The sequence below is a fragment of the Coriobacteriaceae bacterium genome (genome assembly GCA_025757745.1).
In the GTDB taxonomy this organism is placed as follows: Bacteria; Actinomycetota; Coriobacteriia; order Coriobacteriales; family Coriobacteriaceae; genus Collinsella.
On the sequence record CP107217.1, the window covers coordinates 117,570 to 140,230 of the forward strand.

The 22,661-nt window shown below is 62.6% G+C and carries 14 protein-coding genes and 1 tRNA gene; 8 read left to right on the forward strand and 7 right to left on the reverse strand.

What is annotated here, in order from left to right; genetic code table 11:
* The first annotated feature begins 166 nt into the window (after positions 1 to 166).
* Positions 167 to 6,787: a leucine-rich repeat protein gene (locus OGM60_00505; protein UYI99304.1), complete on the forward strand. Its 6,621-nt coding sequence runs from the start codon at positions 167 to 169 to the stop codon at positions 6,785 to 6,787.
* A 394-nt stretch (positions 6,788 to 7,181) separates the two neighbouring features.
* Here the strand turns inward: OGM60_00505 and gltA are convergent, their stop codons facing one another.
* The 5 genes from gltA to glmU all read right to left on the reverse strand — a co-directional run bounded on the left by gltA (position 7,182) and on the right by glmU (position 13,240).
* The gene (gene gltA / locus OGM60_00510) at positions 7,182 to 8,591 is read right to left on the reverse strand and encodes an NADPH-dependent glutamate synthase (protein UYI99305.1); all 1,410 of its coding nucleotides are present in this window, start codon (positions 8,589 to 8,591) and stop codon (positions 7,182 to 7,184) included.
* Complete coding sequence (locus tag OGM60_00515) at positions 8,582 to 9,421, reverse strand: sulfide/dihydroorotate dehydrogenase-like FAD/NAD-binding protein (protein ID UYI99306.1); 840 nt, start codon at positions 9,419 to 9,421, stop codon at positions 8,582 to 8,584. The genes gltA and OGM60_00515 overlap by 10 nt, the downstream gene beginning before the upstream one ends.
* 372 nt (positions 9,422 to 9,793) lie before the next feature.
* On the reverse strand, positions 9,794 to 10,423 hold the full coding sequence (gene pth / locus OGM60_00520) for an aminoacyl-tRNA hydrolase (protein UYI99307.1): 630 nt from the start codon (positions 10,421 to 10,423) through the stop codon (positions 9,794 to 9,796).
* Between the two features lie 224 nt (positions 10,424 to 10,647).
* On the reverse strand, positions 10,648 to 11,634 hold the full coding sequence (locus OGM60_00525; protein ID UYI99308.1) for a ribose-phosphate pyrophosphokinase: 987 nt from the start codon (positions 11,632 to 11,634) through the stop codon (positions 10,648 to 10,650).
* A gap of 193 nt (positions 11,635 to 11,827) precedes the next feature.
* A complete protein-coding gene (gene glmU / locus OGM60_00530) occupies positions 11,828 to 13,240 on the reverse strand; it encodes a bifunctional UDP-N-acetylglucosamine diphosphorylase/glucosamine-1-phosphate N-acetyltransferase GlmU (GenBank protein UYI99309.1) in 1,413 nt (470 codons plus the stop codon).
* Positions 13,241 to 13,445: 205 nt separating this feature from the next.
* On the opposite strand from glmU, the gene OGM60_00535 reads away from it, so the two are divergent.
* The 3 genes from OGM60_00535 to OGM60_00545 are packed head-to-tail and all read left to right on the forward strand — an operon-like array spanning position 13,446 to position 16,685.
* Positions 13,446 to 14,324, forward strand: a complete 879-nt coding sequence (locus OGM60_00535; protein ID UYJ00136.1) for an energy-coupling factor transporter transmembrane protein EcfT — start codon at positions 13,446 to 13,448, stop codon at positions 14,322 to 14,324.
* Entirely contained in the window at positions 14,324 to 15,967 is a 1,644-nt protein-coding gene (locus tag OGM60_00540; GenBank protein ID UYI99310.1) for an ATP-binding cassette domain-containing protein, read from the forward strand. The genes OGM60_00535 and OGM60_00540 overlap by 1 nt, the downstream gene beginning before the upstream one ends.
* A 4-nt stretch (positions 15,968 to 15,971) precedes the next feature.
* Complete coding sequence (locus tag OGM60_00545; GenBank protein UYI99311.1) at positions 15,972 to 16,685, forward strand: ECF transporter S component; 714 nt, start codon at positions 15,972 to 15,974, stop codon at positions 16,683 to 16,685.
* A 285-nt stretch (positions 16,686 to 16,970) separates the two neighbouring features.
* Here OGM60_00545 and OGM60_00550 read toward each other — a convergent pair whose 3' ends face one another.
* Positions 16,971 to 17,789, reverse strand: a complete 819-nt coding sequence (locus OGM60_00550; protein UYI99312.1) for an exodeoxyribonuclease III — start codon at positions 17,787 to 17,789, stop codon at positions 16,971 to 16,973.
* Between the two features lie 136 nt (positions 17,790 to 17,925).
* Here OGM60_00550 and OGM60_00555 point away from each other — a divergent pair, with 136 nt between their 5' ends.
* From OGM60_00555 to OGM60_00565, 3 genes are all read left to right on the forward strand, one after another.
* Positions 17,926 to 18,678 (forward strand): NAD-dependent protein deacylase, encoded by a 753-nt coding sequence (locus OGM60_00555; GenBank protein ID UYI99313.1) that lies wholly within the window; start codon positions 17,926 to 17,928, stop codon positions 18,676 to 18,678.
* A 94-nt stretch (positions 18,679 to 18,772) separates the two neighbouring features.
* Entirely contained in the window at positions 18,773 to 20,500 is a 1,728-nt protein-coding gene (gene folP / locus OGM60_00560; protein UYI99314.1) for a dihydropteroate synthase, read from the forward strand.
* Positions 20,501 to 21,202 (forward strand): hypothetical protein, encoded by a 702-nt coding sequence (locus OGM60_00565; protein ID UYI99315.1) that lies wholly within the window; start codon positions 20,501 to 20,503, stop codon positions 21,200 to 21,202. It begins immediately after the preceding gene.
* Positions 21,203 to 21,487: 285 nt separating this feature from the next.
* Here the strand turns inward: OGM60_00565 and OGM60_00570 are convergent, their stop codons facing one another.
* Complete coding sequence (locus OGM60_00570; protein ID UYI99316.1) at positions 21,488 to 22,261, reverse strand: type III pantothenate kinase; 774 nt, start codon at positions 22,259 to 22,261, stop codon at positions 21,488 to 21,490.
* Between the two features lie 196 nt (positions 22,262 to 22,457).
* Between OGM60_00570 and OGM60_00575 the strand changes: the two genes are divergently transcribed.
* Positions 22,458 to 22,534: transfer RNA gene (locus tag OGM60_00575), tRNA-Met, on the forward strand.
* Positions 22,535 to 22,661 lie beyond the last annotated feature (127 nt).

Genomic DNA, 22,661 nt, shown 5'->3' on the forward strand with positions numbered 1-22,661 from the left:
AGACAAACTGGCCGGCCAAGTCCAGAACCGCCACAAAGGTGCCTGTCCCCTTTGTGGCGGTTTGCGCAGGTAGAACGGTAGGTTCGTATATATGAACCTGCCGTTCGCTTTGTTTTTGGACGACGATTACGCTGGATGACTTTTGGTTTGCAGGAAAGGAACGACCATGAGGTGGACTACTGTTCGAGCGCTTTGCCGCCGCCTGACCGTTGCCGCGGTGACCCTCACCATGGTGACGGGCTCGTTGCCCGCGGGCGCGTTTGCCGAGACCCTCACCACCGACGGCACTTTTGTGCAGGCGGATAACGGCCAAGCAGCCGACGCCGCTCCCGCCGATTCGGCTGACGCCCAAACGTCAGACTCTGCTTCCGCCGACCCCGCGCCCGATGCCGGCGCTGCCGATCCCACAGTGCCCGCCGCCGGTGACACCCCTACGCCCCCGGACTCCGAGATTGCATCGGCGGCAGGCCTGACGGGCGCTGGGCAGACCGAGAGCACGCCCGTGGCCACGCTCGCCATCGATCTTGTCGAGGGCAAGGAGCTCGCCGAACAGCAGAAGCAGGAGGAGACCGCCGAAGCCGAAGCAACCTGGAATGAGGATCTTGGGCTCTGGATGACCTCGAAGGGCGCCACGGGCGTAAAGGACGAATACGACGATGGCTACGTGGCCGGCGAGCAGACCCCCGCGCAGTACTACTTCTCGATTGATAGCCTCACCAACGAAATATCTATCGAGTATGGCGACGCGGGCATTACCACGTTGGAGGTGCCCTCGACCATCGACGACAAAAATGTCGTAAGCCTTACGGGTATGGGAAGCGCTGCGCTCACATCGATCGCCTTCGCCCCTAATTCGCATGTCCGCTCGGTTGGAGGCTTGGGCGGCAGCAGCATCAAAGAGATCGCACTGCCCGATTCGGTCGAGGAGCTCAAGAGCTATGCATTCTACAAAAGCAAGACGCTCCAAACGGTAACCTGGCCCAACAACGCGGCCTTTACCACGATTCCCGAGCAGGCCTTTAAGGAATGTGAACAACTTGACGACAAGGTGGTGGCAACGCTGCCGCCTTCGGTCAAAACTATCGACTATCTTGCATTCGCCTATTGCGGCGTGCCACAGTTCTATGTCTCGGACACAACAGTGCTCACCTTTACGCAGATCAATGTGCCGGGCACGGTGGAGCGGATTGAGCGCAATGCCTTTGACGGGTGCTCGCATGTGTCGTCGGTGACGATCGGCGACGGCGTTAAATATATCGGAGCGCACGCGTTCGCCTCTCTTGATCCTGCGATTGCCGGCAAAGAGATTGTGCTACCCAAAAGCGTGGAAATGATAGAGTGGGGAGCTTTTGAGAACACGAGATACGGAAACGAGACGAACCATAATGCCGTTGCCCTGCGCGTGATGAACCCCGATCTTCAGTTTGGTGAGGCGGGCTATCCGGGCGACTATAATGAGCGCGTGACAATCGATGGCGTAACGTATGCGATTCCCTTTAGTGAAGGCCAGACCATCTATGCCTATGCGACCGATTCGGCTGGCAACCCCTCGATGGTCAAAAAGCTTGCCGATGCCGTGGCCGATCGCAAGGACTCCGTCGATTCCTCGAAGCCTGCCTACACGTTTGAGTGGATGGGCGAGGCGGCCCAGGTGACGGGCAAACTTCCCCAGAGCGTGACGGCTACACTCGTGCAGGCGGGGCAGTCCACGCCGCTGGCGGTTGGCGATGACGGCAGCTTTACAGCGGACGCTCTCTCCAAGACAGCAGCCACCCTGCGCATTTCGCTCAGCGGTTACTATGACATGGTGCTGGCGCGCCCGGGCGACCAGATGACGGGCACATGGAATATCGGAGAGATTAAGGCTGAGGACTTTACCAAGATTCCGGCTTCGCGCGCGATTGAACTTAATGTGGCCTATCTCGAACCGGTCGCAGGCCAGGATAAGACCGAACGCATTGAGCTCGATAGTCTCGATAACATCGATCTGACGGTGAAGAGCGGCGGCAAGACGCTTAAGCCTGCCAAGGGCGACAAGGAAAACGACTACCGTATCCAGGGTACAGCGCTCGTGGTGTCGCAGGCCATTGCCGATGCAGACCAGGATCTGGAGATAACGCTCGAGCCCAAAGACAGCCTCAAGCTGGGTGGGGCGACGGCGACGGTGAAGCCTTCGGCCGGCAAGGTCGATATCGACTTGAAACCCTGGGGCACGGCGACGGTCACGACCAAGGGCGACTACCAGGGCGCCAACCGCGTGCTGGTGTTCCGTACGTCCGACGGCAAGCTAGTCGCCGACGGCGTCACCCATTTGATGGGTTACGAAGACGATGGCACCACGCCTATCATGAAGGCCGAGACGCCGCGCCTTAAGGCCGGTTCGTACACCATCGTCGCCTTTAACAAGACGAGCTACGACATCCAAGCGACGAGCTATTCCACGTTTAGCCGCCTAGGGCTGACCGTGGGTAAGCATATCGCGCAAAAGCAGGTGAAGATTGAGGACGGCAAACAGCTCGACGTGACGCTCGACGTCCCCACGTTTGACGTGGAGACGTATCGTGCCGAGCGCGGGCTGACGGCGGGCTCGGTTATCGCTGATTCGTCCGCGGTCGTTGGCGCGGAGACCGAGCTGCGCATTCATTACGAGCTCAAGGACAGCCAGGCTGCCAAGATTGAGATTCCTCTGGCCAAGGATGCCGTCGAGGATGTGTCCGCAGGCGCTCGCGAAGCCGGCGCCAGCTCCGATGCCATGTGGGCTGCCACAACTTGGGAGGGCGACAACCTCGTTCTCGATATGAAGAAGAGTGCGGGCGCCGATGTGTTTGTGCGCTTTAAGCCTAAGGCCGCGGGCATCTATGCCGTCTCGCCGCTTATTACGCTGGGCGAGGTGACATTGCCGCTGGGAAGCACCACGCTTGAGGTTAGCGGATCGCGCATCGAGGTCGACAACACCGACGTTCACAGCCTGCTGGGCAATGTGGCCTACGTTTATGCAGCGCCGTGCAAGAGCGTGCAGCTCACCGTGGGGACGGGCTCGTCGGCTGCAAAGTACACCGGCAAGACCAATAAACTCGGCCGTGCCAAGATTGAATACGAACTGCCGCAGGATACGCTTGCTGCCGAGCGTGTGACGCTCGAAGCGCGCGTGGGCTCGACCGATGTCGCCGCCGCTGCCGCAGAGGTGACGGCTCGCAATTATGTGCGCTATGTTCCGGGTGCTTCGGTCTGGAACTTTGATGTGACGTATCGTGGCGGTACGCAAAACCTGGTCAAGGACGGCAAGGACACCGGCAAGGGCCTGTGGACCTTCCATCATCTACCACAAAAGAAGAATGCCTACTGGACCTTTGACATCACGCTCGAGGTGGGAAACGAAGAGGCCGCCGACACGCTCGACCTGTACGTGGACTGCGTGGATGGCAAGACGGTGACGATTCCTCTGACTCAAAAGTCGCGCGAGGGCACCCGCGTGCGCTATGCGGCGGAGTATGTGGACGAGGGTTACCTTAAGCTGCTTAATGAGTTTAACAAGGCGAATGACTCGACCTATGTGAACTGCGGCAACTTTGAGCAGATCTTTATGCCGCAGACCTACCGCATCTCCAATGCCCAGCTTATGGCCATGCTGAGTTTTGACGCCAAAGCTTCGGCCAAAAAGCATTCCGCCGCGGCCGAGGAGCGCCAGCAGGAGTTCTCGAATGCCGTGCAGCAGTGGCACGAGTATATGATGGATAACTCGTTTAATGATGTCGACGAGGCCTTTAACGACGCGATTGACCAGATGGTCGCCGATGCGTTTGCCGAAGAGGACAAGGACGGTAAAGAGGACGAAGCCCAAGGTGGAGCTGCGCGTAAGGCTCGTCGCGACCCTGCCGCCAGCGACGGCGAGGGTGATGGTGCTGGCAACGACGAGGCCGCGCAGTTTGCGGCTGAGCTCAAGGCCGCGGTCGGCGGGTCGTCGGCGCTGCTGACCCAGCAGGGCGACAGCTATGGCGTCAATGTGGACAAGATGATCTTTGAGGATGCTTACGGCACCAGCGAGGATTGGTATCAGGAACTCGCGGCGGCCCAGGGCGCGAACGCTGCGGATGCGGCCGCCATCAAGGAGCTCGTCGACCATGCATCGCGAGCGGAGTTTATTGCCCAGCAGGCCGAGGATCTGGTGGGCCAGTCGATGGGTATCGGCCAGCTCAACCAATACGGAAGCTGGAATGACGCAACCGCTGCGGCGCTCAACAAGTGTGCGGGCATTAAGGCCAGCGAGTACAATGGTCAGTCGACGAGCGGGTTTAACGATTTGGGCCAGGCGCTCGGCAGCTCGCTGAGCTACAAGGCGGCTGACGACGATACCGTCAAGGGCTTTAAGGTCGCCGCGCCCGATGGCGAGCAGACGGCCTATATCGAGTCGGAGTTTATCGAGAACTCCAATAACAACAAGAACCAGGCGCTTCTGTTTAACTCGATCGCCATGCAGTGTGACATTCTGGACAATCTGTACGATAACTGGAATGTGGTCCATAGCCTCAATAACTCTACGATTCGCGGCTGGCTTATGGCTTGGAAGCGTAACGGCGACGCGAGCGCCCATATGAAGCTCATCCGCACGATCCGTTCGCTCAAGAGCTATAAGATCGAGTGCGAGATGTTCGGACAGGTCTTTAAGACCGATGCGTGGAAGGCGGCCGGCCAGGCGTTTCCCGCGGCGACCCAGGGCATCGGCATCTTTACCGGCATTTACGGCGTGAACGATGCCAGCAAGAACTGGGAGAACGTGAACGTCCGTATGCAGAAGGTGAAGGGCGAGCGCGAGGGCTATGAGCTTCAGCATACGCGCCTGCTTGCCAAGCCCGAGAAGACCGAGGACGACTGGAAGTGCATTTACGCGCTGCGTGACGCCATGGAGAAGGCGCGTGCGTTTGAGGATCTGCTGTATCGCCAGCTCTGCCACGATAGCACCGATGTGGCAGTGGGCTCCATTATGACAATCGCCGGCGTGCTGACGGCCGGTTCGGCGGGTACCGTGGTGGGCGCTGCCTATGATGCGGCTTCGACCAGCGTAGGTTCGGAGCGCGCGATTAAGCTGACCAACGCCGAATGCGCCTACGATGTTGCCTGCGAGCAGGTGGAGCGCGCGTGCCAGAATCGTATTACGGTCAACTGGGGCGAGCTGACCGATTCCGAGGTCTACAAGGCCAACAAGGACGGCTTGATCTCGGACGAGAAGATGCAGTCGATCTTCGAGGCGCGTTACCGCAATGTGGCTGCCAAGGCTGCACCCGACCCTGCGGGCGTGGTGTACGAGGGCCTGCTGTCCAATACGGTTGAAGGCGCGACGGTTGAGCTGTGGAGCGCCGACGATGCAGCCGGCACCAATGCAGTGCGTTGGGATGCCGAGGAGTATGAGCAGGACAATCCGCTTGCAACGGGTGCGGACGGTGCGTACAACTGGAATACGCCGACTGGCTGGTATCAGGTGCGCGTGACCAAGGACGGGTATGAGGAGGCGCGTTCGGCTTGGCTGCGCGTGCCGCCGATTCAGACTGAGGTGAACATTGGCTTGGTGTCGACGGCGGCGCCCGAGGTGGCTTCGGCCCATGCCTATACCGATTGCGTCGAGGTTGAGTTTACGCAGTATATGGACGCGAGCGACGATGCCCTGGTCGCATTGTGTGCGCAGGGCTTGGGCGACGTAACGTATGCGTGGCTCGATAAGCAGGATGATCCCAATGGCAAGCCGCTGTCGCGCGTGCTGCGTATTCGCTATGCCGATGCGCGTGAGGCGGGCTCGACGGTGGCGTTTGAGCTCGACGGTGCTCGCAACTACGCCGGTACGGCCATGGCGCGCTGGGCAAGTGGCGAGCTTGTCGTGGGCGTTCGTGCCGACAAGCTCAAGCTCAACGTGGAGCAGGCCGTGACCATGCTTGAGGGCAGTGACTTTGAGCTGGTGGCGCACGTGACCGATAGGGCGGGCAAGCCGTTTGCGGGCGCCAAGGTTAGTGTTGGGCTGGAGTCCTCGGCTATCTGCTCTGTCGATGCCATCCAGGCCGTGACGGGCGAGGACGGCGCGGCGACGTTTGCGCTGCATGGTGCTCTGCCTGGCTTGACGACGTTGACGGCGACGGTGGACGGCACGGCACTGTCCAAGCAGGTCGACGTTCGCGTGTCTGCCGAGGCAGTGCGACCGGCGCGACCGGTGGCGACGATTGGTGCGACGACGTTTGGTGCATGGTCGCCCAAGGAGAACTACATTACGGTGCCCAAGGGCACGAAGCTGGAGCTTTCTGCCGAGGATGGCGCGACGATTTGGTACACCACCAACGACACCTGCCCCTGCCGTGACGAAGGCCGTGTAAAGTACACCGAGCCCATTGCGCTCGATAGCAACATGTATGTGCGCATTGCGGCACAGCGCCCTGGCATGTCGTACAGCGAGTATTCCGAGCGTCTGAACATTACGATTACGGTGACCGATGAGGCGGTGCCTGAGCCGACGCCCGATCCCGGTCTGAAGCCAGAGCCCGAGCCGACGCCTGGCGACGGCGAGCAGGGCGGCGGTGCGGATGGCTCTGGCGGCACCGGGGTACCTGCAGGCGGTTCGACTTCGACGACGACCACGGTGACGACGAACAAGTCCAAGGGTAAGGGCGAGAACGGCAAGAAGTCCGGCGGCACGGAGCTCGCCAGCACGGGTGACTCCACCGCGATGACGGTCGCCGCCTTGGGCATCGCCGGCGCAACCGTTGCCGCGGCCGGCATCGCCGCGACCAAGCGTCGCAAGCGTTAGGTTTTGGCGACAACGCCCATTCTCGGCTTTTGCAAGATCTCAATCTGTAACACCAAGCTGCCCAAAACGGCTCTAGATGTTACAGATTGAGATGAACTGCTCGGCCGCCAATCTAATGTCTCGATCTGTAACACGTAGCGGGGAATTTGGTCTCTAACTGTTACAGATTGAGACAAAGCGGAGGCGGCTGGCGCAAGATCTCGATCTGTAACAACTACAAGGCTCAACGGGCTCCAGGTGTTACAGATTGAGACAAAACGACCGACCAGGCCCCCAACCACCACAAAGGTGCCTGTCCCCATCGTGGTGGTCGGGCGGCTGGCATAGAAAAAAGTCCCCGCCGGGCGTGTGCTCGACGGGGACTTTGCCGTTTGGTGGCTAGCGCTGTAGGTGATTACTCGCCCAGCAGGCTCTTGGTGATCGAAGCGGCGGCCTTCTTGCCGGCGCCCATCGCCAGAATGACCGTAGCGGCACCGGTGACGATGTCGCCGCCGGCCCAGATGCGGGGATCGGTGGTCTGGCCGGTCTCCTCGTCGGCAACGATGTAGCCCCACTTGTTGAGCTCCATCTTGCCGCCGATCTTCTTTGCGAAGGGGTTGGCGTTGGTGCCGATAGCCGAGATCGCGACGTCGCAGGGGATCTCCTCGATGGCGCCCTCGATGGGCACCGGACGACGGCGGCCGGACTCGTCGGGCTCGCCGAGCTCCATCTTCTGGACCTTGACGGCGCACACGGAGCCGTCCTCGCCAGCGACAAACTCGAGCGGGGAGACGAGCGGCAGAACCTCGACGCCCTCGGCCTTGGCATGGTGCAGCTCGGCGCGACGGCAGGGCATCTCGTCCTCGGTACGACGGTAGGCGATGATGGCGTGCTCGGCGCCCAGACGCTTGGCGGTACGGACGGCGTCCATAGCCACGTTGCCGCCACCAAAGACGACGACGTTCTTGCCGTGCTTGGTGGGGGTGTCGTACTCGGGGAACTTGTTAGCCTTCATCAGGTTCACGCGGGTGAGGTACTCGTTAGCGAAGAAGACGTTGGGCAGGTTCTCGCCGGGGACGTTGAGGAACTTGGGCAGGCCAGCGCCGGTCGCCACGTAGATGGCGTCGAAGCCCTGCTCGAACAGCTCCTCGGCCGTGGCCATGTTGCCCACGACGGAGTTGTACTCAAACTTGACGCCCATGTCCTCCAGGCCGTCAATCTCGCGCTTGACGACTGCCTTGGGCAGACGGAACTCGGGGATGCCGTAGACCAGCACGCCGCCGCCGGTAAAGAAGGCCTCAAAGACGGTGACGTCAAAACCGTTACGGGCGAGCTCGCCGGCGCAGGTGATGCCGGACGGGCCGGAGCCGACGACGGCAACCTTCTTGCCGTTCTTGGGGGCCATCTTGGGCGTGGAGGCGAGCTCGGGGCGGTCACCCAGGAAGCGCTCGAGCTGGCCGATGGCCACGGGCTCGGACTTCTTGCCACGGATGCACTTGCCCTCGCACTGGTTCTCCTGCGGGCAGACGCGGCCGCAGATGGCGGGAAGCATGGAGTCCTCGCGGATGGTATCGAGAGCGCCGCCGAAGTCCTTCGCGCGGATCTGCTCGATAAAGCGGGGGATGTTGATGTTGACGGGGCAGCCCTCAACACAGAACGGCTTCTTGCAGTTGAGGCAGCGCTCGGCCTCGGCCAGCGCCATCTCCTCGGTGAAGCCCTTGTCGACGGGGCGGAAGTCGCAAGCGCGCTCGGCAGCCGGCTCCTCGTTATCGGGGGTGCGGGGCGACTTCATATCGGCAACGAAACGACCGTTAACTAGTGGCATGCGCAGCTCTTTTCCTCATAGGCCTTGAGGGACTCGCCCTCTTCGGAACGGTAAGCGGCCTGGCGGGCACGAAGGTCATCCCAGTCGACCAGGGTGGCATCGAAGTCGGGGCCGTCGACGCAAGCGAACTTGGTCACGCCGCCCACCTCGACGCGGCAGCAGCCGCACATACCGGTGCCGTCAACCATGATGGGGTTGAGCGACGCGGTGATGGGGGTGTCGTACTTCTGGGCGGTGAGGGTCGAGAACTTCATCATCGGAACGGGGCCGACGCAGAAGACCTGGCTCACGGCCTTGTCCTGCAGCAGGCGCTCCAGCGGAGCGGTGACAACGCCCTGCTCGCCGTAGGAACCGTCGTCAGTGGTGATGTGGATGTGGTCCTCGTCGAGGAGCTCACGGAACTGGTCCTCCATGAGCAGGAGGTCCTTGGTGCGGGCGCCCATGATGGCGTGGACCTCGTGGCCGGTCTCGACCAGGTGCTTGGCGACCGGGAAGGCAATTGCCAGGCCGACGCCGCCGCCAATGACGGCACAGGGGCCCTCAGCCATCTCGGTGGGAACGCCCAGCGGGCCCACGACGTCGCGCAGCGACTCGCCGGCCTCGTAGGTGGAAAGCATCTCGGTGGTCTTGCCGATCACCATGAAGATGAACTCGACCCAGCCCTCGTCACCGTTCCAGCCGGCCAGGGTAAACGGGACACGCTCGCCCGTCTCATTGGCGCGAACCATGAGGAACTGTCCAGCGTGCGCATGCTTGGCGATTGCGGGCGCCTCGATGCGGAACTTGAACACCTTCTCCGAGAACTGCGTCTTCTCCAGGATCTTATACATAGAACCCCTCTCTTGTTAGGGCGACCGAACCGTGCCTCCACGGAAATGGACGGTAGCCCGAATAAAACCGTACGCGCACAGGCGTTGTGCAGACATACGGTGCAAATTATACCCTCATGGACATGTCGCTTACGTGTATCTTCGGCGGTTGGGAGCAGGGTCTATCCACTTTGGTCTACCAAATAGGGGCAGGTTTATTTTGGTCAGTTTTATCGGGTAAAACGGCAAAGGGGGCCGGCCTCGGGTTGTGATGAGGCCGGCCCCCTTTGGGGCGCTATGTGTGTAAGTCGGCGCGCGGTTGATTGCGATGCCGCAACTGAGGTGTTTCCGCAGATAAAACCTGCCAAAATAAACATCCCTAAATGGTAGGCTTTAGTGCTTGCCGTTGGCGGAAGCGGCGCCGTTGACGTGATCGCGGGCGTAGATTACGCCGTGCACGATCGCCAGGCCGGCGGCGTCTGCGGCGCGGGCGCAGGTATCCTGGAAGTCCTCGGCCTCGCGGGCGCGCAGCTGCTTGAGCACGTAGTCAGCGACAGCCATCTTGCCGGGAGGGTTGCCGATGCCGGTGCGGATGCGGCTGAAGTCGCGGCTGCCCATCTTGTCGATGATGGAACGCAGCCCGTTGTGGCCAGCATGGCCGCCGCCCACCTTAACGCGTACGTCGCCGGCGGGAATATCGAGCTCATCGTGGATCACGAGCAGCTCCTCGGCCTTGATTTTGTACTCGCGGCAAAGCTTGGAGATGGGACCGCCCGAGGTATTCATGTACGACTGTGGCTTGACCAGCACAATCTGACGCTTGCCGCCCTCTTCCTCGGGGTCGTTGATGTTGATGAGCGCGACCTCGGCGCCGGCCTGGTTTTTCCAGTACGTGACACCGGCCTGACGGGCCAACTCGTCGATTGCTTTGAAGCCAGCGCTGTGGCGGGTCTCGGCATACTCATCGCCCGGGTTGCCAAGTCCGGCAACCATGCGAATCTTAAGCGGCTGTGCAGCTGCCATATTTGTCCCTTCGTTACACAAATAGTTCAATCAACGACAAAGGCTACCACGCCCGCCGAAGGCGAGACTTCGTTTCAGCGAAATCCCACCAGACAAAAGCACGGTCGCGGCAGAGCGAGCCGCCGAAACAGAAGAAACCCCCGCGCGACCTTTGCGAAGCAAGGGGGAGCGCGGGGGTTTCTTCTGTTTCGGCGGCGATGCGCCGGGTTGCAAGGACGATGCGACTACAGCGCGAAGTCGCCGCCGACGAGCGTGGAGACGGGCTCCTCGTGGTAAACGGCGGAGATGGCCTGAGCGAACTCCTCGGCGACCGAGATGGTCTTGATCTTGCCGCCGACCTCGACGGGAATGGCGTCGGTGACGAGGCACTCGACGATGGGGGCGTCATTCAGACGCTCGATGGCCGGACCGGAGAAGATGCCGTGGGTGGCGCACACGTAGATATCGCCAGCGCCCATAGCCTTGAGCTCCTTGACGTTGGCGCACAGGGTGCCAGCGGTGTCGATCATGTCGTCGTTGATGATGCAGGTCTTGCCCTTGATGTCACCGATGATGCCCATGACCTCGGCGGCGTTGTGGCGCGGACGACCCTTGTGGGCGATGGCCAGGTCGCAGCCGAGCATGTCGGACAGCTTCTTGGCGGCCTTGGCACGACCCACGTCGGGGGAGACGACAACCAGGTTGTCGGTGTCGAAGTGCATGTCGTTGTAGTACTGGCCAAACAGCGGCAGTGCGGACAGGTGGTTAACCGGGATGTCGAAGAAGCCCTGGATCTGACCCTGGTGCAGGTCGAGGGTGATGATGCGGTTGACGCCGGCGCGCTCGAGCAGGTTGGCGACGAGGCGGGCGGTGATGGGCTCGCGCGGGCCGGCCTTGCGGTCCTGGCGGGCATAGCCGTAGTGGGTGATGACGGCGGTGATGGAGCGGGCGGATGCGCGCTTGGCAGCGTCGGTGGCGATGAGCAGCTCCATGAGCATGTCGTTGACGTTGCCGCCGGCCACGGACTGAATCAGGAAGACGTCGGCGCCGCGGACGGTCTCGTCGTAGCGGGCGTAAATCTCACCATTGGCGAACTGCTTTAGCGTAAGGCCCGAAAGCTCGACCCCAAGGTACTCAGCGATCTTCTGAGCGAGGGGACGGTTGGAGGAACCGGAATACACGCGGATGGACTTGCGCATATTCTCCGACTTCTCGGGATCATTAATCGGCATTACCCTTCTCCTTTATACATCGAATGCCATATAGATGCCTTGTTGCATTGTAACCGCGCGACGGGGTTTATCGAGTCTTGATAACGTCTTTACCGTCAACGGACACGAACCGACCACTCATCCGGTCGCGCAGGTCACGATAGAAAAAGGAGCCGTCCCCATGGGAACAGCTCCTTTTGTGCTTGGTAAAACGTTATACCTCGTCGTCCTCGCGCAGACGGCGGCGATAATCGGCGGCCCAGCCCTCAATATTTACCTGACGGGCGCGGCCCAGTCCGAGCGCGTCTGCCGGGACCGGCTCGGTGATGACGGAGCCGGCGGCAACGAGCGCGCCGTCGCCGATCTGGGCGGGCGCGACCATCATGGTGTCGGAACCGATGAAGGCATCCTTGCCGATGACGGTCTTGTGCTTGTGCACGCCGTCGTAGTTGCAGGTGATGGAGCCCGCGCCCACGTTGACGCCGGCGCCCATGGTGGTGTCGCCGATGTAGGACAGGTGCGGAACCTTGGAGCCCTCGCCGATCGTGGACTTCTTGATCTCCACGTGTGTGCCGGCCTTGGAACCGTCGAGCATATGGGTGCCCGGGCGCAGGTAGGCGCGCGGGCCGCAGTCGACGCCGTTCTCGATGACGGCCTCGATGGCGATGGTCTCATCGATGGTGCAGCCGCTGCCGACGGTGGTGTCGGTGAGGCGACTGTTGGGGCCGAGCTGGCACTCCTCGCCCACGGTGACGTGGCCGATCAGGTGCGTCTGCGGCCACACGACGGTGTCGCGGCCGATGGTGGCGTCGGGGCCGATCCAGGCCTGCGTGGGGTCGATGAACGTAACGCCCTCGGCCATCCAGTGCTCGTTGATGCGGTCGCGCGCGATGGCGGTGAGCTGCGCGAGCTGGATGCGGCTGTTGACGCCCAGGCCGTCGCGGTAGTCGTCACAGTGGAAGATGGAGACCGCCTGGCCGTGACCCTTGAGGATCTCGAGCATGTCGGGCAGGTAGTACTCGGACTGCGCGTTGTCGTTGCCGATCTCGTCGATATGCGCGGCAAGCTGAGCGCCGTCGAAGGCGTAGCAGCCGGCGTTGCACTCGAGCAGCGTGGCGGCCTGCTCGGGCGTGCAGTCCTTCTGCTCGATGATGCGCTCGATCTGGCCGTCGGCACCCAGCTTGATGCGGCCGTAGCCGAAGGGGTCGGGCGGGGTCATGGTCATGACGGTGCAGGCGAGCTCGCCGGTAGCGACGGTCTGCGCGAATTTGGCGACGGTGTCGGCGGTGATGAGCGGCAGGTCGCCGTTGAGCACGACGACGGGGCCTTGCGTGATGCCGCAGGCCTCGAGCGCGACCTTTACGGCGTGGCCGGTGCCCAGGCGCTCGGTCTGCTCGACGCACTCGACCTTGGTGGCGCTGTTGGCGTAGGCGCCGTCGATAAGGGCGCGCATCTCGTCGGCGTGGCTGCCGATGACGACCACGACGCGGCTGCAGCCGGCCTTGATGGTGGCGTCGACGATCCACTGGACCATTGGCTTACCCAGGATCTTGTGCGAAACCTTGCAGTGGTTCGACTTCATGCGGGTGCCCTCGCCGGCGGCGAGGATAATTGCGGTTGCGTCCATGTGATCTCCTGTTACGTTATAGAGACGTGTGTTTGGAAACGATACACGGCGCAATATGATACCGCAGGCATATGATGAGCGCGTAGCGATTGGCGCGTGACGGCCGATGTCGCTGCTGCCGGCGTGGTGTTTGCGCTGGCTGTGCATGGCGGCGGCGCTGCGGCGTTGGCGTTTGAGCGAGAGGATGGGGGTGCCCGTGGACATCATGCGAGGGGAATCGGGCAACGAACCCGTCGCGGCATTTTCGATGTCGCATCCGGCGGTGCCAGCGCTCTACATGGTGCTGACGCTGGGACTCACTATGTTCTCGATGCAGCCGGTGCTGATTGCGCTGTCGCTTGCGGGCGGGCTGGCGTACGGGTTTGCGACGCGCGGCGCCGCGCGCACGTTGGGGGCGCTTCGCTGGCAGCTGCCGGTGATTTTGATCATCGCGGTGCTCAATCCGCTGTTTAGCGCCTCGGGCTCGACGGAGCTGTTCCGTATTGGCATGCGTGCGGTGTATCTAGAGAGCATGGTTTACGGCCTGTGCATGGGCGGGCTGTTTGTGGCGAGCGTGCTGTGGTTTGAGGCGGCGGCGTCGATGCTCGAATACGACAAGGTGCTCGCACTGTTGGGCAACGCCGCGCCGGTGATCGCGCTCATGATCTCGATGTGCATGCGGCTTATCCCGCAGTTTTTGCGCCGCGGTCGTACGGTGCTGGCGGTGCAGGATGCGATTGATGTGCCTGGCCGCGCGCCGGCCGACCCCGTGCGCTCGCGCCTGCGGGCATCGAGCGTGTTGATGGGCTGGGGCATGGAAGATTCGCTGGAGCGCGCGGACGCTATGCGCTCCCGTGGGTGGGGCGCCGCGACACGCCGCACGACGTACGCGCGGTATCGGCTGGGGCGCGGCGATGTTGCCGCGCTGGTTGGGCTTGCGCTGTTTGGCGTGGCCACGACGGCAGTGGCGTGGACCGCGATGGCGCAGTATTCGTTTTACCCGCAACTATCGGTGCCGGCGCCGTGGCTGGGCTATGTCGTATATGCGGCCTGGATGGCGCTGCCCTGCGTGCTGTACGCGATTGACGAGAAGAGGTTTGGCTGATGACCCAGTTGGATAGCTGCTCGGTAACGGGCGTGGCGTGCGGCTCTGATGTACCCGCGATTGAGGTACGGGGCCTGAGCTTTACCTACCCCGGGGCTGAGGCGCTGGTGCTCGACGGGCTCGACTGGTCTGTCCCCCAAGGTGCGTTTGCACTGCTCGTTGGCGGTACCGGGTCGGGCAAGTCGACGCTGCTCTCGCTGCTCAAGCCCGAGATTTCGCCGACGGGTGAATGCGCTGGCGAGCTGTTCGTGCTGGGCGAGAGCGTTGCCGACATGGATGTCCGGGCGTCCGCGGAGCGTGTGGGCTATGTGTTTCAGGACCCCGAGAACCAGATCGTGTGCGAAACCGTGTGGCACGAGATGGCGTTTGGCCTGGAAAACCTAGGCATGTCGCGTGATGAGATGCGCCGTCGCGTGGCCGAGACCAGCTATTTCTTTGGGTTGGAGGATTGGCTCCACCGCGATACCGATACGCTTTCGGGCGGACGCAAACAGCTGCTGTCGCTGGCGGCTGTGCTGGCGTTGCGCCCGCGCGTGCTGCTGCTCGATGAGCCTACGTCCCAACTGGACCCCGTTGCCGAGAAGAGTTTTCTGCATGCGCTGTTTCGCGTGAATCGCGAGTTGGGCTGCACGGTTGTCATGGCGACGCACCAGCCGCGCCCAATGCTCGAATACGCGACGTGCGCGTACCGGATTGAGGGCGGACGCGTGTGCGAGGTGGCTGACATTGTCTCCCTGGGGTACCGTGAAGAGCTGTTTTCTGGCGAGGTGCCGGGGTGGGGTGCCTCGCGGCGTACAAAAAACGGAGTTTTCAGCAGCGCCAGTGGCCAGCCGGGCTCTTTGGACCCGCGCGGGGGCGCTCCGGGTGCAAAAAAAGGACTGAAATCGGACAAATCGGCTGAATTTGGGGCGCAAATACTGCCGCAGGGTGACTCGGGGGCGCCATCGCGCGCCGGTGGATGCCGAATACTCCCAAAAATGCACGCTGGGCCGGCTACCACCCTGGCAGGGAGCTGGTTTCGCTACGATCGGGCGTCCGGCTGGGTGCTGCGTGGGCTCGATGCGTCGTTCTCGGCTGGCGCGGTGCATGCGGTTGTGGGTGGTAACGGCTGCGGGAAGTCGACAATGCTTTCGGTGCTGGCCAAGACGGTCAAGTTGCAGCGTGGGCATATGGAGCGCGGGGCGGGATCGGCAGCGCTGCTGCCTCAGAACCCCAAGGCGTTGCTGGTTGCCGAGACGGTGCGCGACGAGCTGATGGAATGGGCTTCGACCTGCGGATATGACGAGGCTGTGGCGTGTGAGCGCGCGGCGAGCCTGGGGCTGTCGGGCCTGGATGGGCGCCACCCGTACGATCTTTCGGGCGGACAACGTCAACTGCTTGCGTTGGCAAAGCTGCTTCTGATTGGCCCCGAGCTGCTATTGCTCGATGAGCCCACCAAGGGTTTGGACCTGGCCAGCCGCCGCATCATCGCTCACGCCCTGCGTGACCATGCGAAGGCTGGCGGCACCGTCATCATGGCCACGCACGATCTGGATTTTGCCGAGCAGGTTGCCGACGACGTTGCCATGATGTTCGACGGTGAGATTGCCTGCATGGAGCCGCCCACCGACTTTTTTGCCGACAACGTGTTTTATAGGGCGTGATGGGATGACGGATTATCGCGTCGCGCGCCTGCTCGCAAAACTGGAGATTCCGCTGCTGCTGGCGGTTCCCGCGGTGATGGCTGCGGCGTTGCTGGCAGGCGTTGAGCAGGCGGCGCTTGCCATGCTTGTCGTGGTGGCGCTGGTGCTTGCGTTGTTCTTTGCGGGCTACGAGGCGTCGCGACCGGGCCTGCGCCAGATTATGCCAACGCTGGTTTTGGCGGCGTTGGCCGCGGCGGGGCGCATCTTGTTTGGCCCCATTCCCGACTTTAAACCCGTGAGTGCCATCGCCATTATCGCCGGGGCGACGCTCGGTCGTCGTAACGGCTTTATGGTCGGTGCGCTGGCGGCGCTGACCAGCAACTTCTTTTTTGGACAGGGCATGTGGACGCCATGGCAGATGTATGCCTGGGGTCTGGTTGGCTATGTTGGCGGCGCGCTGGCGCATGCGGGCGCGTTCGACCGTGCGGATGACACCGTGCGCATGCCGGCGCTGATGGCGTACGGTTTTGCTTCGGGCCTGCTCTACGGCGTGGTAATCAACGCCTACGACATCATCGGTTTTGTGCAGCCGCTCACGTGGGCGGGAGCCGTGGCGCGTCTTGCCACGGCGGTGCCGTTCGATATCACACACGGCCTTGCGACCTGCGTGTTTTTGGCCGCCCTGTACAAGCCCTGGTGTCGCCGCATCAACCGAGTCGTCGTGAAGTACGGACTGTAGGGCTGGTTGCGCCGGGGCGGGAATCAATACTGCCGAAGTGCCATTTGAAAACTATGCCGGTTTACGGGGCTAGATTGGCACGGGCAGACCATACCGGCTTTTTTCGAAATAGAGCAAGCCGTTCACCTGCGGTTTTATTATCTCGGAATTGCGTATGGTTGGGGGTTCGCGATTCAGCCCCGTAAATCGGCATAGTTTTGAAATGGCCGGCTGATATGACGGGCATCGTGGTCCTCAGAGAGCCAAATCGATCCCTTTTCCTCCGTCCCCAAGGGATCAGTTGGGCTAGAGCTCTAGTGTGAGGGTGACGGGGCAGTGGTCGCTGCCGAAGATGTCGCCGCGGACGCCGGTGTCGCGAACGTTGGTGGCGATTGAATCACTTACCAGGAAATAATCGATGCGCCAGCCTGCGTTGTTCTTGCGGGCATTAAAGCGGTAGCTCCACCAGCTGTAGACGCCCTCGACGTTGGGGTTTGCCGCGCGCCAGGTATCGGTAAACCCGGCGTTGAGCAGCTCGGTAAACTTGCCGCGTTCCTCGTCCGAAAAGCCGGCGTTGCCGCGGTTGGACTTGGGGTTCTTAAGGTCGATCTCCTCGTGTGCCACGTTAAAGTCGCCGCAGGTTACAACGGACTTGCCGGTCTCGCGCTCAAGCGCGCTCAAAAAGCCGCGATAGGCATCGTCCCAGGCCATGCGCACATCGATGCGCGCGAGCTCATTTTGGGCGTTGGGCGTGTAGACATCCACGAACCAAAACTTGTCGAACTCGAGCGCGCAGACGCGGCCCTCGGTTGCGGCTTGGGCGACGAGCTCGGCCGCCTCGCCCTCGCTGGCGTAGGGTAGCAGTGCGTCGGCGCGTAGCACGCGCAGCGGTTCCTGGCGGCTAAAGACTGCGGTGCCCGAATAGCCTTTACGCTCGGCGTAGCTCCAGGTTTGGTGATAGCCGGGCAGGTCAATATCGACCTGGCCCTCTTGCAGCTTGGTCTCCTGCAGCGCCAGGATATCGACGTCGAGTTCTTGCGCGATCTGGATAAAGCTCGGGTCCTTTTTGAGCACGGCGCGCAGGCCGTTGACGTTCCACGAGGCGAAAGTGTAAGTCTGAGGCATGGTGTCCTTTCGACGGGGTTGGCAGGCTTAAGATTAGCGCAACAGGGGCGGTGGTGGGCTCCGCGCGTGTCGATCCAAAGGCTGCGCGCCGGGCAAGCGCCCGCCGCCATCCGACCAACAAGGACGGAGGACTCATATGACGCAGGCAATAACGGATCCCAAGCAGGCCTCCGCCGCGCTGGAAGAGCTGTTCGGCACCCACAAGCGCGTGGTCTTCTTTGGCGGCGCGGGTGTTTCCACGGCGAGTGGCATCCCCGATTTCCGCAGCGTGGACGGCCTGTATCACCAGCAGTTTGCCTATCCGCCCGAGACCATGCTCTCGCATAGCTTTTATGAGGCGCATCCGGCCGAGTTCTTCGACTTCTACCGCACCAAGATGATCGCGCTTGGCGCCAAGCCCAACCGCTGCCACACCAAGCTCGTCGAGCTGGAGCGCGCCGGAAAGCTAAATGCCGTGGTGACGCAAAATATCGACGGCCTGCATCAGATGGCCGGCTCGCAGCGTGTGTTTGAGCTGCACGGATCGGTCCATCGAAACATTTGCCAGTCGTGCGGCGCGGTCTATAGCGCCGAGTGGATTTGCTCGCGCGAGCACGAGGACGCCGCGGGTGTGCCCGTGTGCCCTGCGTGCGGCGGGCGCATTAAGCCCGATGTGGTGCTCTACGAGGAGCCGCTCGATGAGCGTGTGCTGACCGGCGCCGTCGCCGCCATTGCCGCGGCCGATGCCCTCATTGTGGGCGGGACCTCGCTCGTGGTGTATCCGGCGGCGGGCCTTACGCGCTACTTTACCGGCGATACGCTGGCCATTTGCAATCTTGCTCCCACCGATCAGGATGCAAATGCCGACCTGCTGATTTCTTGCGACATCGCGGCCGCGTTTGCGTTCTAGCCCGTGTGCGCGGATACAATAGAAAGACTGATTGCAAAGCAACCCCGCCGCCTGCGCCCGAGCGCGGCGGCGCGGGCATTTTAGGAGGATGTTCATGGCGAACGATAGCAAGACATGGCGGTGCGGAAAGTACGAGCTCAGCTTTGACCGCCCGCGCATCATGGGCGTCCTCAACGTGACGCCCGATTCGTTTAGTGACGGCGGGGAGCACTTCGACCCGGATGCCGCCATCGAGTACGGCCTGGCGATGCTCGACGCCGGCGCCGACATCATCGACGTGGGCGGCGAGTCCACGCGTCCTGGCTTTACCCCGGTCAACCCCGACGAGGAGGCTCGCCGCGTGCTGCCTGTGGTACGCGCGCTGGCCAAAGAGGGTGCCATCGTCTCGATCGACACGCGCCACGTGGCGGTTGCCAAGGCGGCCGTGCGCTGCGGCGCCTCGATCGTCAACGACGTGACGGGCTTCACCGACCCCAAGATGGTCGAATTTGTCGCGACGAGCACCTGCGGTGTCATCGTGATGCACGCCGGCGAGGTCGCGGCGCCCACGCGCACGCATGCAACGGTGCAGCTCGATACCTCTGCTGCGGCGTTTGTTGCCGAGAAGGCACGCGAGGCGGCCGCGGAGGCTGCGCGCGAGGCCGAGAAGCCTGCCCGCCGTCGCCGTGGCAAGTTGCTGGGCGAGCCCAAGACGGAGGCCAAGCTGCCGGGCGGCGTGGTGCAGCCCTCGTTGCCGTTTGGCGATCCGGAGCCCGCGCCCGAGCCCGCGGACGAGCAGAAGCAGGAGGCACCGGCCGCCGAAGAGGCCGCCCCTGTCTCCGAGGCCGCCGCGACCCCTGAGCCCGCGCCGGAGCCCAATGACCGCCTGGCAGCCATGATGCGCCGCAGCGCCCGCCGCGAGGAGGCCTACGTGCCCACCTCTCAGCTCCGCCGCTTTACCCTGCCCGATTCGGCGCCCATCATGCGCCGTGTCATGGGCTTTCTGTCCGACCAGGCCCGCACGCTCATCCATGCCGGCGTGTCGCGCGACCGCATCTGCATCGATCCCGGTCCGGGCTTTGGCAAGACGGCCAACGAGGATATCGTCATCCAGCGCGAGACCGCCAAGATGGCGTCGCTGGGCTACCCGCTCATGTGCGCCGTGTCGCGCAAGCGTTTTGTGGGCGCCGTTTCGGGCGTGACCGAGGCCGCTGCGCGCGATGCCGCCACGTTTGGCGTGTGCCTGGGCGCTATCCAGGCCGGTGCCAACATCGTGCGCGTGCACGACGTCACCGGCTTTGCGCAGTTCCTGAACGGTTACTGGGCTGTCGCCAAGCCGCAGCCGCGCCGTGCGTTTGTGGCCGTGGGCTCCAACCTGGGGCATCGTTGCGATAACATCCGCGCCGCACGCGACATGATCGCCGAGATTCCGCTCACCTGCGTGTCCAACTGCTCGCGCATCTACGAGAGCGAGCCGGCCTACGAGACGCGCCAGGACGCATTCGCCAACGCCGTCATCGAGATCAAGACCGAGCTGGCGCCGCTGGTGCTGCTCGACGAGCTTATGAAGATCGAGGCCGAGCTGGGGCGCGACCGCTCCAAGAAGACCAAGGCCAACGGCCCGCGCACCATCGACCTGGACCTGCTGTGGATGGATGGCGAGACCCACGGCGGCAAAAAGCTGCGCCTGCCGCATCCGCTGATCGGCGAGCGCGACTTTGTGCTGGTGCCGCTCGAGGACCTGATGCACGACCCGGCGCGGTTCTTCCGCTACAACGGTGTCGAGGTCAAGGAGCCCGAGGAACGTGTGGGCCATATCGTGGGCGAATTGGGGCGTATGTAGATGATTGAGATGAATGCTGTAGCCGTCGGTACCGAGCTTGACGCCGCGCGCGACGCGGGTCGCGAGGGTGCGTCCGCGGGCTGGTGCGCTTGGAGCGCGGGCGAGGCGTCGTTGACGTTTTCGCTGGTCATGCGCCTGGATGTGAATATGCATGCCTTCCATGGCCTGCCGTTTGTGACGGCGATGGGCATGATGGACGCGCTTGTGGGCACGGCGTCGACGCCGGGTCTGGGCCTTGCCGGCAAGGTGGGCATTGAGTGGCCGAGCAATATCGTGTGCGGCGCGCCCGCGTTCGAGACGTCGTTCGCGCGCGTCGCCGTCAACGGCGGCGCCGGTGCTGCGGGCATGTTCGGTGCCGTGACGGTGGATATTGAACGTTCGGCGCTGAGCGAGCTCGGTGTGGATGCGGCCGACGAAGCGCTGGTCGAGGAGTTGGCTGCCGCCGTGCTGACCCGCGTGGACGCCTGGGCGGCTGTTGCCAACACGCCGCAGGGCGCCGCAGGTCCGCTGGCCCCCGTGCTGGGCGAGTATTTCGATATGGTGCCGCTGCTGGGCCGCCAAGTTGCGGCGGTGTCGCCCAACGGCCTGCCGCTTGCGGTCGGCGTGTTTGCGGGCCTGGACATCTGGGGCCGCGCGACTATCAAGACCGATGCCGGCGAGCAGGAGTTTCCTCCCGAGGCCGTACGGATTCGCGGGCTGTAACGCGGGGCGCCAGCGCTCAAAGATAACGATGACAACGAAGCCCTCTTCGGCCTGCACCGGGGAGGGCTTCTGTGTGACCCGAGAGAATGGCCGCGTCGGTCCTATTCCTCAAAATTGAAAAATTTTCGTTTTTGAGGAATAGGAAATATGCACGATATCGCTGTGTTGGGCGTATTCGAGGAGCCTCTATTCCTCAAAATTGAAAATTTTTCAATTTTGAGGAATAGGCTTGGCGAACGTTTGCGGGGGCTGGGGCATTGGACGTGCTCGACTTATGCCCCTGTCTTACCCCAGCTCCTGCATGCGGCGGTAGATTTCGCAGATGCCCTTGATGGTGAGCTGCCCGTCGACCACGTCGAAGGCATCGGTCGAATCGGCGACGATGCCGGCGAGACCGCCCGTGGCGATAACGGTGGCATCCTCGCGGCCCAGCTCGCGCTTCATGCGCGCGACCAGGCCCTCGGCCATGGCGGCGGCGCCCATCACGGCGCCGACCTTGATGCACTCCTCGGTATCGCGGCCGATGGCGTGCTCCGGCGCCTCGAGCGGAACGCTGGCGAGCTTGGCGGCACGGGCGGCAAGCGCGTCCATGGAGATGCGGATGCCCGGCGCGATCGCTCCGCCAATGTAATAACCGTCCTCATCGATGACGTCGATATTGGTCGCGGTGCCAAAGTCCACCACGATTGCCGGCGCGCCGTAGAAAGTTTCGGCCGCAACGGCGTTGGCGACGCGGTCGGCGCCCACAGCCTGGGGGCGCGCCGCACGCAGCTTGGTCACGGCGGCCGTCTGCGGCCCAATGACGATGGCGTCCGCGGCAATGCGGTCGGCTACGGCGTGCCATTCGCGCGAGAGCTGCGGCACCACGCCGGCAAAGGCGATCGCGTCGACCGCGTCGAGCGAAAGGCCGTACATCTTAAAGAAACCCATCAGGCGCACATGGATCTCGTCGGCGGTATAGGAGCGGTCGGTGGGCATGCGCCACGACTGCACCAGCTCGTCTCCGTCAAACAGGCCCATGGCCGTCTGCGTGTTTCCCATATCGATAGCGAGCAGCATGTCTACTCCCAGTGTCGGTGTAAAAGGACGCGCACCATTGTATACGCGCCGTCGACGGCGCTCGGCTGCGATTCGGTTACAGTGATATGGGCTGAGGGGTTTAAATATGAAGGAATTATGCTCTACGAGATTTTCCTTGCCGTTTACCGAACTCCCGCGTAATATTCTTTCTTGCGCACATGAGGCGCCCAGACATTGCGGGGTGGAGCAGTCTGGTAGCTCGCCGGGCTCATAACCCGGAGGTCGTAGGTTCAAATCCTGCCCCCGCGACCAAGAACTTGCAGCTCGTCGGCCTAGCCGGCGAGTTTTTTTGTTATTGCGGATCAATGTTTTCGACCCAGTTCTCAACTTCCCAAACAAAATCTCGATCTGTAACATCTGGACCCGATTTGGGCGGCTA